The sequence below is a fragment of the Ochrobactrum sp. CGA5 genome (assembly GCF_006345815.1).
Lineage (GTDB): Bacteria > Pseudomonadota > Alphaproteobacteria > Rhizobiales > Rhizobiaceae > Brucella.
Map to the genome: position 1 here is coordinate 116,769 of NZ_VCIG01000043.1, position 12,764 is coordinate 129,532.

Genomic DNA, 12,764 nt, shown 5'->3' on the forward strand with positions numbered 1-12,764 from the left:
TACCGGTCAGCGCTCCAGAACCTGCTTCACATCGACCAGATTGGAGCGGACACGAAGAATGTAGAAGCCCATTGTGGTCAGGTGCGATGGCGTGAACCAGGCATCGGGGCTGCCATTGGAAACGATGAAGGGCTGCATGTCGAGTGCCGCGCGCATCTGCTTTTCCATCTCGTCCCAAACACCGTCGAGGTGCTTTTCAGCCAGAACACCGCGGAAATCTGAATGAGCGGCGCGCAACAGGCCGTAATAGGCATAGAGCTGACCATAGGCGAACCAGAAGCGGTCGTCAGCACGTGTGTCGAACCAGCCAGCGTGGTAATTCTCGGCGCGGTCTTTGAGGATGGCCGAAGTCGAACCGAGGTCACTTGCGATACGGTCGACAAACTGGATCAGATTGTCGGCGCGGGCATCGAAGGTCGCCTGACAATTTTCAAGCCGCCCGTTGAAGGCACGCAGATCCTTGATCGCCGAACGGTAATAGCTCGGCGTCGGCGTCTTCGGACCGAACGGGCTCAGGCCGAAATACCAGGAATCTTCGGCAAATTGCAGATTGCCGCGCGCCTTTTGCAGATCGCCGTCGATCTGCGACGTGCCGCGCAGACGGCCAATATTGTCGACGAGTTCAATCGCAGTACGGCGTACCGCAGCATTGATGCCGCGCTGGAACGACGCCTTGTTGTCGAGGAATGGCGTGCGATCCCAGTCCAGCCCGAAAAGACCGAGCTTGTAGAGAAGCATGGAGGAAATCCACGCATTCTGGTTGACATTGAAGTCGGTGAGATCGGCGGCGACTTCGGCGATGGCCGAACGGGAACATTTGCGCGCCGAAGACGACAATTGCGCGGCCTGAACCGGCTGATTCGCAGATGCTTCATTGCCAGTCTGACTGGTTTCGGATGTGGCGGCAGGCTGTTCCACGGGTGCTGCGGTGGACGGTGCTTCAACAGGGGCGGTATCCGCTTTCACCTCTTCACCAGGCGTGGTCGCATCCTGATAGCTGTACTTGGCCGGATAGTCAGGATCGAAATTTGTCCATACCTGAGTCTGCCAGATGAAATAGACGTAAAGGCCGCCAAGACCGATCACGACGACCCCAACCGCAACTTTCCACAAAATTCCGAGCCGCAGGAAAAGCCGCCACAATCCGCCGAGCGGAATGGCAATCAGGCGAGCGAGTGCCGCGATGAAACGGCCCAGGAAGGAAAAAGCGCCCTTTACTGCATTCCACACTGTAAATAATCCTTCCTTTTACCCGAAATTCCGGGTTTTCCACCGCTTATGCGTCGCCTACGGACCTATGCATCGCAAGTCCTATCCGCAACCAGCCATATCTCAAAAAGCTTCCAGCTCTCAAATAGAGTGTGCTCATCTTTTCGACAACCTCGAAGCCCCATCCAACTGATTTTATCCGTCATTTTCCGCGGATAGGGTTGAATCCCGAGGGCCGATCCGTAACATGGCGCCAACTCGCTTCGGCCAAATGCGTGGCAATCCTGCCCGTTTCCCCTTGGCCGTCGGTTCCGGAAAATGATGAGCGACGAACAGCTTCAAGGCAGTTTCAAGTCTGGTGTGAAACGGTTTTCCGCCAGAAACTGCGGCCAACGTCGCAATCGAGAACATTTTCGCCGCTATGGTACTTGAATGGCGCAATCTTTGGTGTTTGCTAAAGCTGGAACCGGAAAAATAATCAATCCGTCAAAACGGCCCGGTAAATGGAGAGAACAATGAAGTCCGTATCGACCTATATGCTTACGCTTGCCTTGGGTGGGCTAGCCACGGGAACGGCAATGCTGGGCGCATCTACACCCAGTTTCGCCGCTGAACCGGAAAGCTGCTCGACAGTCCGCTTCTCGGATGTCGGCTGGACCGATATCACCTCCACGACAGCGGTGGCGACCGAAATCCTGAAAGGTCTCGGCTACAAGACAGATATCAAGGTTCTCTCCGTGCCGGTAACCTATGCGTCGCTGAGCAAAAAGGACATCGACGTGTTCCTCGGCTACTGGAACCCGTCGATGACCGCCGATCTCCAGCCCTATCTGGACAACAAGACCGTCGAAACGCTGCGCACCAATCTGACCGGAGCGAAATATACGCTTGCAGTGCCTAAATACGCCTATGACGAAGGCCTGAAGGATTTCAAGGACATCGCCAAGTTCAAGGACAAGCTTGGCGGCAAAATCTACGGCATTGAGCCGGGCAATGACGGCAATCGTCTGATTCTCGACATGATTAACAAGGATGCATTCGGTCTCAAGTCGTTCGAACTCGCGGAATCGTCCGAACAGGGCATGCTGGCGCAGGTGGCGCGCAGCATCAAGAGCAAAGAGCCGGTCGTGTTCCTGGCATGGGAGCCGCACCCCATGAACAAGCGTTTCGAAATCGCTTACCTAACCGGCGGCGATGATTTCTTCGGCCCCAATCTCGGCGGCGCCAAGGTCGAAACCAATGTCCGCTCCGGCTACGCACAGGAATGCCCGAATGTCGGCAAGTTCCTAACCAATCTTGAATTCAAGCTCGATATCGAAAACGACATCATGGGCAAGATTCTCGATGATGGCGAAGAACCGTCAAAGGCTGCAACCGACTGGCTGAAAGCCAATCCGGGAGCACTAGACCAATGGCTCGCCGGTGTAACGACCGTCGACGGCAAGGAAGGCCTGCCAGCCGTCAAGGCCGCGCTTGGCCTTTAATCCCGACACGTTACCGGACTGCGACGAACACGGCCCGGTAACTTCAGGGATGCCCGCATCTTTTTCTTTTTTTACGCATTATCCAACGCAAAACCGCATCGCACCTTTGCTGGAAATGCACTAGCACGCAGCAGGAGACTTGATCGTTGAACTGGCTGACGGATTATAAGATTCCTGTCGGACCGACCGCCAAATCTGTGGTGGACTGGCTGACGGACAATATGGGCGGTTTTTTCGATACCTTGGCCGCCGTCATGCAAAGCCTCATTGACGGGCTGCTTTTTATTCTCAAATTTCCGCATCCACTACTTCTGATCGCCATTTTCGCTGTCATCGCGTGGTTCATCCAGCGTCGTATCTCTGTGGTCGTTCTGACTGTGATCGGCTTCCTGTTCATTATCAATCAGGGCTACTGGGATCGCACACTTGAAACCCTGACCCTTGTTCTGTCGGCCTGCTTTCTCTGTATGGCAATCGGTGTACCGATCGGTATTGCCGCAGCCCATCGTCCAACGCTCTACGCCGCGATGCGTCCGGTCCTCGACCTGATGCAGACCCTGCCAACATTTGTATACCTCATCCCGGCCATCGTCTTCTTCGGCATCGGGATGGTGCCTGGCCTGCTTGCAACGGCAATCTTTGTTCTACCCGCGCCTGTACGCCTGACGCATCTCGGCATATCGTCGACACCGTCATCGCTGATCGAGGCGGGTGAAGCGTTCGGGGCGTCGCGATCACAGCTCTTGTGGAAAATCGAACTACCCTATGCCATGCCGCAAATCCTCGCCGGGCTGACCCAGACGATCATGCTTTCGCTTTCGATGGTGGTCATCGCAGCACTTGTCGGAGCTGATGGACTCGGTGTGCCAGTTGTCCGGGCGCTGAACTCAGTCAATACCGCCCTTGGCTTCGAGGCGGGACTTGTCATCGTCGTGGTCGCCATCGTGCTCGACCGTATCTTCCGCGCCGGACGCGAGAAATAGGAGCAGGCGGATGACCATTATCGCACTCGAAGACGTCTGCATCATCTTCGGCAAGAATGTTGATGACGCACTTGCTCTTGCGGATCGCGGCGACAGCCGCTCCCAGATTCAGGCGGAAACCGATCTCGTTCTAGGCGTCCACAACTGTACGCTCAACATCGAAGAAGGCGAGATACTCGTTCTGATGGGGCTCTCTGGCTCTGGAAAATCAACACTTCTTCGCGCAATCAACCGGCTTAATCCGATTTCGCGCGGCCGTGTTCTCGTACGGGACGGCGAGCGCGCTATCGACGTCGGCAAGGCCGATCGCGGAACCCTTCGCCATCTGCGCACCGAACTCGTCTCCATGGTGTTTCAGCAGTTCGGCCTGCTGCCGTGGCGCACAGTCGAAGAAAATGTCGCTTTCGGCCTGGAAATTTCCGGCATGGGTAGGGAAGAGCGTCTTACCAAGGCCCGCGACCAGCTTGAACTTGTGGGTTTGCAGGATTGGGCTGGGCGCAAGGTCGGAGAACTTTCCGGCGGCATGCAGCAACGCGTCGGACTTGCCCGTGCTTTTGCAACCGGTGCGCCGATCCTGCTGATGGACGAGCCGTTTTCAGCGCTTGATCCGTTGATCCGCACCCGGCTGCAGGACGAATTGCTGGCCTTCCAGTCGCGCCTGAAGAAAACCATCGTCTTTGTCAGCCACGATCTTGATGAAGCTATGAAAATTGGCAATCGCATCGCCATTATGGAAGGCGGGCGTATCGTTCAGTGCGGCACACCACAGGAAATTCTTCTCCATCCCGCCGACGACTATGTCACAGACTTCGTTGCGCATATGAACCCTCTCGGCGTGCTTCGGGCAGGCGACATCATGGTACCCTTTGACCGCAATGCTGCGCCACGTCCTTTTGCAGCAACCGCCCGGCGCGAAACGCTGGTGCGAGAGCTGATGAATGCCGTGGCAGATAGCAGCGGGGATGTCGGCATTATTGAAAACGGCGCCATCATCGGCAAGATCGCAGCAGATGACATTGTGCGCGCGCTCGCCTGGCACCAGCAACGCGGAACACAAGTCTAAAACAAAGCCCGCGAGCCGCATTTGCCGGCCTTTCGTTTCGATACGATAGGCTTATGCAAAGAAAACGCACAAACAAAAACCGCACATTTCCATGTGCGGTTTTATGTTTCTAAGCCGAGTCCAGATAGCGGTCAGCTATCCGCGGCTTGCCTGGCAGCGGCACGGGCTTCCACACGAGCCTTGATTGCATTGACATCGGCACGCGGCGTCGCAGCAAAGAGCTTCTTCGTATAATCGTGCTGCGGATTGGTGAAAACATCGTCCCGCGAACCGTATTCAACCACCTCGCCGAAGTACATCACCATCACCTCGTCGGCGATGTAGCGCACCACCGAAAGGTCGTGGCTGATGAAGACATAGGTGAGGCCGAACTCTTCCTGCAGGTCAGATAGCAGATTAAGCACCTGCGCCTGCACCGACAGATCGAGCGCAGAAACCGGCTCGTCGAGAATCAGCAGCTTCGGATTGAGCATCAGCGCGCGCGCAATGGCGATACGCTGGCGCTGGCCGCCCGAGAACATGTGCGGATAGCGGTTGAAGTGCTCGCGACCAAGACCAACCTTCAACAGCATCTGCATCGCCTTGGCGCGCCGCTCTTCCGCCGACATGTTGGTGTTGAGCAGGAGCGGTTCCGCGAGAACGTCACCGATCTTCTGGCGCGGATTGAGCGAGCCATAAGGATTCTGGAACACGATCTGCACCTTCTGACGCATCTCAGGCGTCAGGCCATCGCGAGCGATGTTCACATCCGTGCCACCGATAGTCAGTTCACCGGAAGTCTGCGGATCGATCATGGTTAGAATGCGGGCTAGCGTTGACTTGCCGCAACCCGATTCACCGACAATCGCCAGCGTCTTGCCCTTCTCCACCTTGAAGCTCACGCCCTTGACGGCATGAACCACTTTTGGCTTGCCGAACAGGCCACCGCCGACATGATAATCGCGCTTGATATCGCGCGCCTCGAGAACAATCTCGCTCATCACGCTTCTCCCGCACCATTATTTTCAAAGACGAAATCGGACACCGTTGGAAGACGGTCGCCGGTCGCATTCTCCGGTAGAGCCGAGAGCAGCGCACGGGTGTAAGGATGCTTGGGCGCGGAAAACAGCGACAGCACGTCAGCGTCCTCCATTTTGTGGCCCTTGTACTGCACGATCACACGATCCGCCGTTTCAGCCACAACGCCCATATCATGGGTAATCATGATGAGCCCCATGCCGTGTTCCACCTGAAGCCGCATCAGCAGATCGAGAATCTGCTTCTGGATTGTCACGTCGAGAGCTGTCGTCGGCTCATCGGCAATGAGGAGCTTGGGGTTGCATGCAATCGCGATTGCGATCATGACGCGCTGGCACTGGCCACCCGACATTTGATGCGGGAAGCTTTTCAGGCGTTCCGCTGCATCACGGATGCCGACCAGTTCCAGAAGCTCAATAGCACGGGCACGGCTGGCCGAGCCGTTCATGCCAATGTGCTGCTTCAGCACTTCCTCAAGCTGATAACCCACTGTGAAGCACGGATTGAGGCTCGCAACCGGCTCCTGAAAGATCATCGAAATGTCGCGTCCGATGATCTTGCGGCGATCCTTGTCGGACATCGCCTGCAAGTCCTTGCCATCAAAGGTCATGGTGTCTGCGGTAACAGTTGCTGTCTTGGGCAGAAGACCCATGACAGCGAGCATACCGACCGACTTGCCCGAACCAGACTCGCCGACAATCGCAAGCACTTCGCCCTTGTCGACGGTGATGTCGATGCCGTCCACCGCCTTGAAGGGTCCTGTCGAGGTATCGAAAGAAACCGAAAGGTTCCTGATTTCAAGCAGAGCCATTGATCAGCTCCTCTTCAGTTTCGGGTCAAGCGCATCGCGCAGGCCGTCGCCGATCAGATTGATGGCGAGAACAGTGATCAGGATCGCAAGGCCGGGGAACGTAACGATCCACCAGGCGCTCAGGATGAACTCACGCGCTTCGGCAAGCATCGTACCCCATTCTGGCGTTGGCGGCTGTGCGCCCATGCCGAGGAAGCCCAGCGCTGCCACGTCGAGAATGGCGTTGGAAAACGACATCGTCGCCTGCACCACGAGGGGCGCGAGACAGTTCGGCAGGATGGTCTTGAACATGAGGCGCAACTTGCTTGCGCCGGCAAGCTTGGCCGCGGTCACATATTCGCGTTCCTTTTCCGCCATCACGGCAGCGCGGGTGAGACGCGAGAAGTGCGGCAGCAGGACCAGCGTGATCGCCAGAACGGCATTGATCAGGCCCGGCCCAAGGATCGCCACCAGAACCAGCGCCAGCAGCAGCGACGGGAATGCCAGGATAACGTCCATGATGCGCATGAACACCGTATCGACGCCGCCACCGAAATAGCCGGTGATAAGGCCGATGGTGATGCCGAGGCACATCGAAATGATGACGATGACGAAGCCGACAAGCAGCGAATATTGCGAACCGTAAATCAGGCGGGACAGGATATCACGTCCGACCGCATCCGTTCCCAGGAGGAACTGCGTCGAGCCGCCGTTTTCCCAGAATGGCGGGACCTTCACGAATTCACGGAACTGTTCCGTGGGATCATGCGGCGCAATGAGCGGAGCAAAGATTGCAACCAGAATGATCGCGAGGAATACAAAAAGACCGATTACAGCGCCGCGATTGACGCTGAAATAAAACCAGAAATCCTTCAGCGCGCGCATCTTGCCAATGTCGTTCGCGGCTTCCGGCTGAATAGCTGAGTGTGTCATGATACCCTCACTTATGCCGGATACGCGGATTGATCAGACCGTACAGCAGATCGACCACCAGATTGACCACCATGATAATGGCGGCAATCAGCAGCAGACCGCTCTGCACGACCGGATAGTCGCGGCGGAAAATGGAATCGAGCATCCATTTTCCGATGCCAGGCCAGGAGAAGATGCTCTCCGTCAGGATCGCACCGGCCATCAGTACACCGACCTGCAAGCCGATGGTCGTGATGACTGGGATCATGGCGTTGCGCAGCGCGTGAATGCCCACGACGCGACGCGTCGGCAGACCCTTGGCGCGGGCGGTGCGCACATAGTCCTCACCCAGCACTTCCAGCATCGCCGAGCGCGTCTGGCGCGCAATGACCGCGAGCGGAATGGTCGCCAGCACGATGGTCGGCAGGATGAGATGCGAGACCGCCGAAAGGAACGCGCCCTTCTGGTCCGACATCAGGCTGTCGATCAGCATGAAACCCGTCACCGACGGAAAGTAATACAGGAGCGAAATGCGGCCTGAAACCGGCGTCCACTGCAAAATGCCCGAGAAGAAGATGATGAGCAAAAGCGCCCACCAGAAAATCGGCATTGAGTAGCCAACCAGCGAAATGCCCATGAGCCCCTGATCGAACCAGGAACCGCGCTTGACGGCGGCGATGACGCCTGCCGGAATGCCAAGGCAGATCGCCACAATGATCGCGCAGATCGACAGCTCTACCGTGGCTGGAAACAGCGTGAAAAATTCAACGAGAACAGGCTTCTTGGTCACCAGAGACTGGCCAAAATCGCCGTGCAGCAGGTTCCAGACATAATCCAGATATTGCTGCCAGATGGGGCGGTCAAAGCCGAGCTGCGCCATCAGTTCAGCATGGCGTTCCGGGCTGACGCCGCGCTCGCCTGCCATCAGCAGGACGGGATCGCCGGGCAGTACCCGGACGAAAGCGAAAGCAACGATCGTGATGCCAATGAAGGTCGGCACCAGATAGATGAGTTTGTTCAATATAAAACGAAACATACAAAAACTCCGACCGGGTGCGGAGGAACCCTCCACACCCGGCCGCTGGTGTTGTCAGACTTTACTCGGAGATATCGACATCTTCGAAGCGATAGTCGCCAAGCGGGCTCTGCTTGAAGCCCGTAACCTTGGCCGACATCGGCACAAAGACCGTCGAGTGGGCAAGCGTATTCCAAGGAGCCTGCTCCTTGAAGATCACCTGCGCTTCTTCGTAAAGCTTGGTGCGCTCTTCCTGGCTGGTCGAAACCTTGGCTTTCTGGATCAAGTCTTCGAACGGCTTGTAGCACCACTGGGCACGGTTGTTGGAACCGACGCCAGCGCAGCCGAGAAGCGTACCCATGAAGTTGTCCGGATCGCCATTGTCGCCGGTCCAGCCGAGGATAACTGAACCATCACGGTCCTTGTCGGATGACTTCTTGAGGTATTCACCCCATTCCATCGAAACGATTTCGGCGCTGACGCCAACCTTGGCCAGATCCGCCTGCATGAGTTCAGCGGTACGACGTGCATTCGGCATGTAAGGACGGCTGACAGGCATCGCCCACAGCTTCATCTTGAGATCCTTGACGCCAGCGGCTTCGAGAGCCTTCTTGGCTGCTTCCGGATCGTACTTGTCATCCTCGACCTTGTCGTTATAGCCCCACATTGTTGGCGGGATCGGGTTCTTGGCAACCTGGCCCTGCCCTTGGAACACGGCATCAACGATGGCCTGCTTGTTGATGGCCTGGTTCAGCGCCTTGCGGACTTCCGGCTTATCGTAAGGCGCTTTCAGCGTGTTATAAGCGAAGTAAGCCACATTGAGGCCAGCCTGTTCGTCAACCTTGAGGTTGGAATCGGCCTGAAGGCCCTTGATGTCAGCCGGAGCCGGATAGGACATCAGGTGGCATTCGCCAGCCTTGAGCTTCTGCGCGCGAACAGCAGGATCGGTCGTGATCGCGAAGACGAGATCATCGATCTTCGGACGGCCACCCCAATAGTTGTCGTTTGCCTTGAAGCGGACAACAGCGTCCTTCTGGTAAGCGACGAACTGGAACGGGCCGGTGCCGATCGGAACCTGGTTTAGATCGTCCTTCTTGCCATCGGCGGCGAGCTTGTCCGTATATTCCTTCGAAAGGATCGACGCGAAAGGCATCGAGATATTTGCTAGGAAAGGCGCTTCCGGACGGTTCAGCACAAACTTGACGGTATAATCGTCAACCTTGGTGATCTCCTTGATCAGCGCACCCATTTCCATGCTGTCGAAATATTCGTAGGTGATGCCAGCGGTGTACTGGTGCCAAGGGTTGTCCTTGTTGCGCATGCGATCAAACGAGAAGATCACGTCGTCTGCGTTGAAATCGCGGGTTGGCGTAAAATAATCGTTCGAATGGAACTTCACGCCCTTGCGCAGATGGAACGTGTATTCCAGACCATCGTCACTAACATCCCAGCTTTCTGCTAGACCCGGTACAACTTTCGTCGTTCCGTTTTCAAATTCGGCAAGGCGGTTGTACACTGGATGAGCCGAGGCATCGAACGTATCACCGCCAGTATAGGCAGCGGGATCGAAACCTTCAGGAGAAGCCGGTGAGCAATACACAAAGGTCTTTGCCGATGCAGCACCGCTCATCAGAGCCACCAGCGCGGTCGCTGCCAGGAGTTTTTGGTAGAATTTCATTATTGTCCGCCTCCACGGAAAAACCATGCCGCGCGCACCCCATTGCTCGCAGCTTGCGCTTATCGAAACGTGTACCCCCTCACTTTGCAAGCGCAATTTTTAGAACCAGTTCGCATTCTCAACCGATTTCGACTCTATTCATTAGATTTTTATTCCAACAATAGGCGTCATTTCGGAATATTGCGCTAAACCTCCGTGATTTATAATATTATTCGCACCTATTTTGCATGAGCTAATGCAACTTATGCATCATTCACTTAGACGCGATGCAGATGCACCGGATTGGTCTTAACTTGTTTGCAATTTGCCCGTTCGACACGTTTTTCCGCCGAAATCGCTGGCCTTCTCGGTAGAGACGTATTATTAAGTGGATAGCATTAGTCATATTTTCATCCGATAGTCATGCCCGAAGCCAATCCAATTCGTCCGACCACACCCGAGGCCATCCAACTTGCCAAAACCTTGCTGCGAACATCGCGTTACGGTGCTATTGCCGTTTTCGACGCAACAACCGGCAGACCATTGGCAAGTCGCGTCTCTATAGCGTCAGACATTGACGGAACCCCCCTCATTCTTGTTTCCGGATTGGCAGCACACACGCCGGGGCTGTTGGCAAATCCGGCTTGCTCACTCCTTCTAGGCGAGATCGGCAAGGGAGACCCCCTCGCGCATGCGCGCGTCACATTGCATTGTCAGGCCCTGAAAGTTGAGAAGGATTCCGCTGACTATCCTCGTATTCGGCGACGCTATCTTAATCACAATCCCAAAGGATCGCTTTACGTGGATCTAGGAGACTTTGTCTTCTTCAGGCTAGAACTGGAAAGCGCCAGCCTCAACGGCGGCTTTGGCAAGGCGTTCAACCTGACGCGGGATGACATGTTGTGCGCAGCCTCCATCAGTGTAGACTTTGCCGAGAGCGAACAAAGCGCCCTTGACGAACTCAACGAACACCATGCACTCGAGATTGCACAAATTGCTCGACAGCTTGTGAAAAGCAGTACTTTTAAGGGGCAATGGAAAGTGATAGGGTTAGACCCTGATGGCATCGACATCGCCAGCGGCGATATCATTTTACGCCACGTGCTGCCAACGAGCCCTGATTCCGTGCGAGAAGCCGCTAGAGCCCTGACCAAACGGTAAAATCCCTCCCCTGAAACAAAACCGCATTTTTTTTGGGACGAAATTGCACGTCTTTACACTGAAATGAATATAAGCAAGGGCTTTCCAAATTCGGTATATCGCCTTATTTTGTATATGCATGCTTATTTAAATTCGCATGTATATTTTTAACTTTGTCGAGTCTTACGGGGGTATGACGGCAAATGAGCAATGAAAATACTTTTTTTGATTTAATTGAAAACGTAGATCAGGCTGCCGACTTCTTATCGGCGCTTGCAAACAATAAGCGATTACTAATTTTGTGTAAGTTGCTTCATAATGAAATGTCGGTAGGTACGCTTGCCAAGGCGATTGATCTTAGCCAATCTGCCCTGTCTCAGCACCTAGCAAAACTACGAGCTCTTGATCTCGTTTCAACCCGTCGCGACGCACAGACTATTTACTATATGGTCTCTTCGCCGCATATCGAGTTGATGTTGTCGACACTATCGAGTCTGTATATGAGTCCAACACCGCGCAGACACAATCTGGCGGCAGTCGCTCACGCATAACATCATGAGGTCACAGCCGTGCGATGAACGAAAACTCTCATTCGCACGGCTGTGTCCAGCACGTTGACGATCCAGACGACGCCCGCCTCTTCCCCTATCGCAGCATTCGCGAAAAAGATCTCGTGGGACGCCAGCAGCGTTTTATCGCTGAGGGCAAAGTGGTTCTGAACGTCCTGTTTTCGTCTTCGGCACGCTTCGAGACGGAATCTTTGCTTGTTCTGGAGAACCGGCTTGCGGGTCTTAGTGAACAACTCAGCCAATTACCGCCGGACGTTCCTGTCTATTCCGTCCCGCAGACTACTATGGATGCGGTCGCAGGATTTCATGTTCATCGTGGTATTCTTGCAGTGGGCCGTCGCAAGACACAGCCGAGCCTTCGGACAATTCTGGATACGCTACCCGCCAAATCACTCATTGTCGTTTTGTGTGGCATTTCCAATCACGACAATGTCGGCTCTATCTTTCGCAATGCTGCAGCCTTTGAAGCCGATTGTGTACTGATGGATGAAACCTGTTGCGATCCGCTGTATCGCAAGGCCATTCGCGTGTCGGTCGGCGCCACGCTGAAGGTTCCATATTTCCACGGAGGGAATATCGACGAGATCATCTTGGCACTTGGCGATGCCGACTTTAATCTGCTCGCACTCAGCCCCTCTTCTTTTCTCAGTATCTATGATGCCACCAAGCATAACCGACAGGCACTCCTGCTCGGGACGGAAGGGGAAGGATTGCCGCCGCGACTGCTCACGAAGCTGCAAACAGCACGAATTCCCATGTCCACCGCGTTCGACAGTCTGAATGTCGCGACTGCATCAGGCATCGCCTTGTCGCGCTTCAGCAAGTTCTCTTGAGAAAATGTCACCTCTGAAACAAGAAACCTCCGGCTGCTAACCGGAGGTTTCTTGTTTCAGCACAATCGAGCATTTCCATGCATGAAAATAGG

12 protein-coding genes are annotated in these 12,764 nt (G+C 55.2%); 6 read left to right on the forward strand and 6 right to left on the reverse strand.

The genetic code is table 11. From position 1 onward, the window contains the following. Nucleotides 1–6: 6 nt before the first annotated feature. Nucleotides 7–1,230 carry a DUF2333 family protein gene (locus FJQ48_RS21115; RefSeq protein ID WP_139976883.1) on the reverse strand — a complete coding sequence of 408 codons (1,224 nt, stop codon included), beginning with the start codon at nucleotides 1,228–1,230 and terminating at the stop codon, nucleotides 7–9. A 494-nt stretch (nucleotides 1,231–1,724) separates the two neighbouring features. On the opposite strand from FJQ48_RS21115, the gene FJQ48_RS21120 reads away from it, so the two are divergent. From FJQ48_RS21120 to choV, 3 genes are all read left to right on the forward strand, one after another. Next, a complete protein-coding gene (locus FJQ48_RS21120; RefSeq protein ID WP_139976884.1) occupies nucleotides 1,725–2,693 on the forward strand; it encodes a choline ABC transporter substrate-binding protein in 969 nt (322 codons plus the stop codon). 146 nt (nucleotides 2,694–2,839) lie between these two features. Next, nucleotides 2,840–3,676, forward strand: coding sequence for a choline ABC transporter permease subunit (choW, locus tag FJQ48_RS21125; RefSeq protein ID WP_139976885.1), 837 nt, complete (start codon nucleotides 2,840–2,842; stop codon nucleotides 3,674–3,676). 10 nt (nucleotides 3,677–3,686) lie between these two features. Continuing rightward, on the forward strand, nucleotides 3,687–4,739 hold the full coding sequence (gene choV, locus FJQ48_RS21130; protein ID WP_139976886.1) for a choline ABC transporter ATP-binding protein: 1,053 nt from the start codon (nucleotides 3,687–3,689) through the stop codon (nucleotides 4,737–4,739). Nucleotides 4,740–4,870: 131 nt separating this feature from the next. Here the strand turns inward: choV and FJQ48_RS21135 are convergent, their stop codons facing one another. The 5 genes from FJQ48_RS21135 to FJQ48_RS21155 form a co-directional block, all read right to left on the reverse strand. Next, nucleotides 4,871–5,719, reverse strand: coding sequence for a dipeptide ABC transporter ATP-binding protein (locus FJQ48_RS21135; protein WP_139976887.1), 849 nt, complete (start codon nucleotides 5,717–5,719; stop codon nucleotides 4,871–4,873). Beyond that, on the reverse strand, nucleotides 5,719–6,567 hold the full coding sequence (locus FJQ48_RS21140) for an ABC transporter ATP-binding protein (protein ID WP_139976888.1): 849 nt from the start codon (nucleotides 6,565–6,567) through the stop codon (nucleotides 5,719–5,721). Before FJQ48_RS21140 ends, FJQ48_RS21135 begins: the two co-directional genes overlap by 1 nt. 3 nt (nucleotides 6,568–6,570) lie before the next feature. Further along, the gene (locus FJQ48_RS21145; protein WP_139976889.1) at nucleotides 6,571–7,479 is read right to left on the reverse strand and encodes an ABC transporter permease subunit; all 909 of its coding nucleotides are present in this window, start codon (nucleotides 7,477–7,479) and stop codon (nucleotides 6,571–6,573) included. 7 nt (nucleotides 7,480–7,486) lie between these two features. Further along, nucleotides 7,487–8,494: an ABC transporter permease subunit gene (locus FJQ48_RS21150; RefSeq protein ID WP_139976890.1), complete on the reverse strand. Its 1,008-nt coding sequence runs from the start codon at nucleotides 8,492–8,494 to the stop codon at nucleotides 7,487–7,489. A 61-nt stretch (nucleotides 8,495–8,555) separates the two neighbouring features. Next, complete coding sequence (locus tag FJQ48_RS21155; RefSeq protein ID WP_139976891.1) at nucleotides 8,556–10,151, reverse strand: ABC transporter substrate-binding protein; 1,596 nt, start codon at nucleotides 10,149–10,151, stop codon at nucleotides 8,556–8,558. A 402-nt stretch (nucleotides 10,152–10,553) separates the two neighbouring features. Between FJQ48_RS21155 and FJQ48_RS21160 the strand changes: the two genes are divergently transcribed. The 3 genes from FJQ48_RS21160 (at nucleotide 10,554) to FJQ48_RS21170 (ending at nucleotide 12,672) form a co-directional block, all read left to right on the forward strand. Beyond that, nucleotides 10,554–11,291, forward strand: coding sequence for a pyridoxamine 5'-phosphate oxidase family protein (locus tag FJQ48_RS21160; RefSeq protein WP_139976892.1), 738 nt, complete (start codon nucleotides 10,554–10,556; stop codon nucleotides 11,289–11,291). A gap of 182 nt (nucleotides 11,292–11,473) precedes the next feature. After that, complete coding sequence (locus tag FJQ48_RS21165; protein ID WP_139976893.1) at nucleotides 11,474–11,821, forward strand: metalloregulator ArsR/SmtB family transcription factor; 348 nt, start codon at nucleotides 11,474–11,476, stop codon at nucleotides 11,819–11,821. Nucleotides 11,822–11,844: 23 nt separating this feature from the next. After that, entirely contained in the window at nucleotides 11,845–12,672 is an 828-nt protein-coding gene (locus FJQ48_RS21170; RefSeq protein ID WP_139976894.1) for an RNA methyltransferase, read from the forward strand. Nucleotides 12,673–12,764 lie beyond the last annotated feature (92 nt).

Bases quoted from the DNA above. Each gene is read 5' to 3' on its own strand.
- FJQ48_RS21120 (WP_139976884.1), top strand. From the start codon at position 1,725: ATGAAGTCCGTATCGACCTATATGCTTACGCTTGCCTTGGGTGGGCTA.
- choV (WP_139976886.1), top strand. From the start codon at position 3,687: ATGACCATTATCGCACTCGAAGACGTCTGCATCATCTTCGGCAAGAAT.
- FJQ48_RS21135 (WP_139976887.1), bottom strand. From the start codon at position 5,719: ATGAGCGAGATTGTTCTCGAGGCGCGCGATATCAAGCGCGATTATCAT.
- FJQ48_RS21140 (WP_139976888.1), bottom strand. From the start codon at position 6,567: ATGGCTCTGCTTGAAATCAGGAACCTTTCGGTTTCTTTCGATACCTCG.
- FJQ48_RS21145 (WP_139976889.1), bottom strand. From the start codon at position 7,479: ATGACACACTCAGCTATTCAGCCGGAAGCCGCGAACGACATTGGCAAG.
- FJQ48_RS21150 (WP_139976890.1), bottom strand. From the start codon at position 8,494: ATGTTTCGTTTTATATTGAACAAACTCATCTATCTGGTGCCGACCTTC.
- FJQ48_RS21155 (WP_139976891.1), bottom strand. From the start codon at position 10,151: ATGAAATTCTACCAAAAACTCCTGGCAGCGACCGCGCTGGTGGCTCTG.
- FJQ48_RS21160 (WP_139976892.1), top strand. From the start codon at position 10,554: ATGCCCGAAGCCAATCCAATTCGTCCGACCACACCCGAGGCCATCCAA.
- FJQ48_RS21165 (WP_139976893.1), top strand. From the start codon at position 11,474: ATGAGCAATGAAAATACTTTTTTTGATTTAATTGAAAACGTAGATCAG.
- FJQ48_RS21170 (WP_139976894.1), top strand. From the start codon at position 11,845: ATGAACGAAAACTCTCATTCGCACGGCTGTGTCCAGCACGTTGACGAT.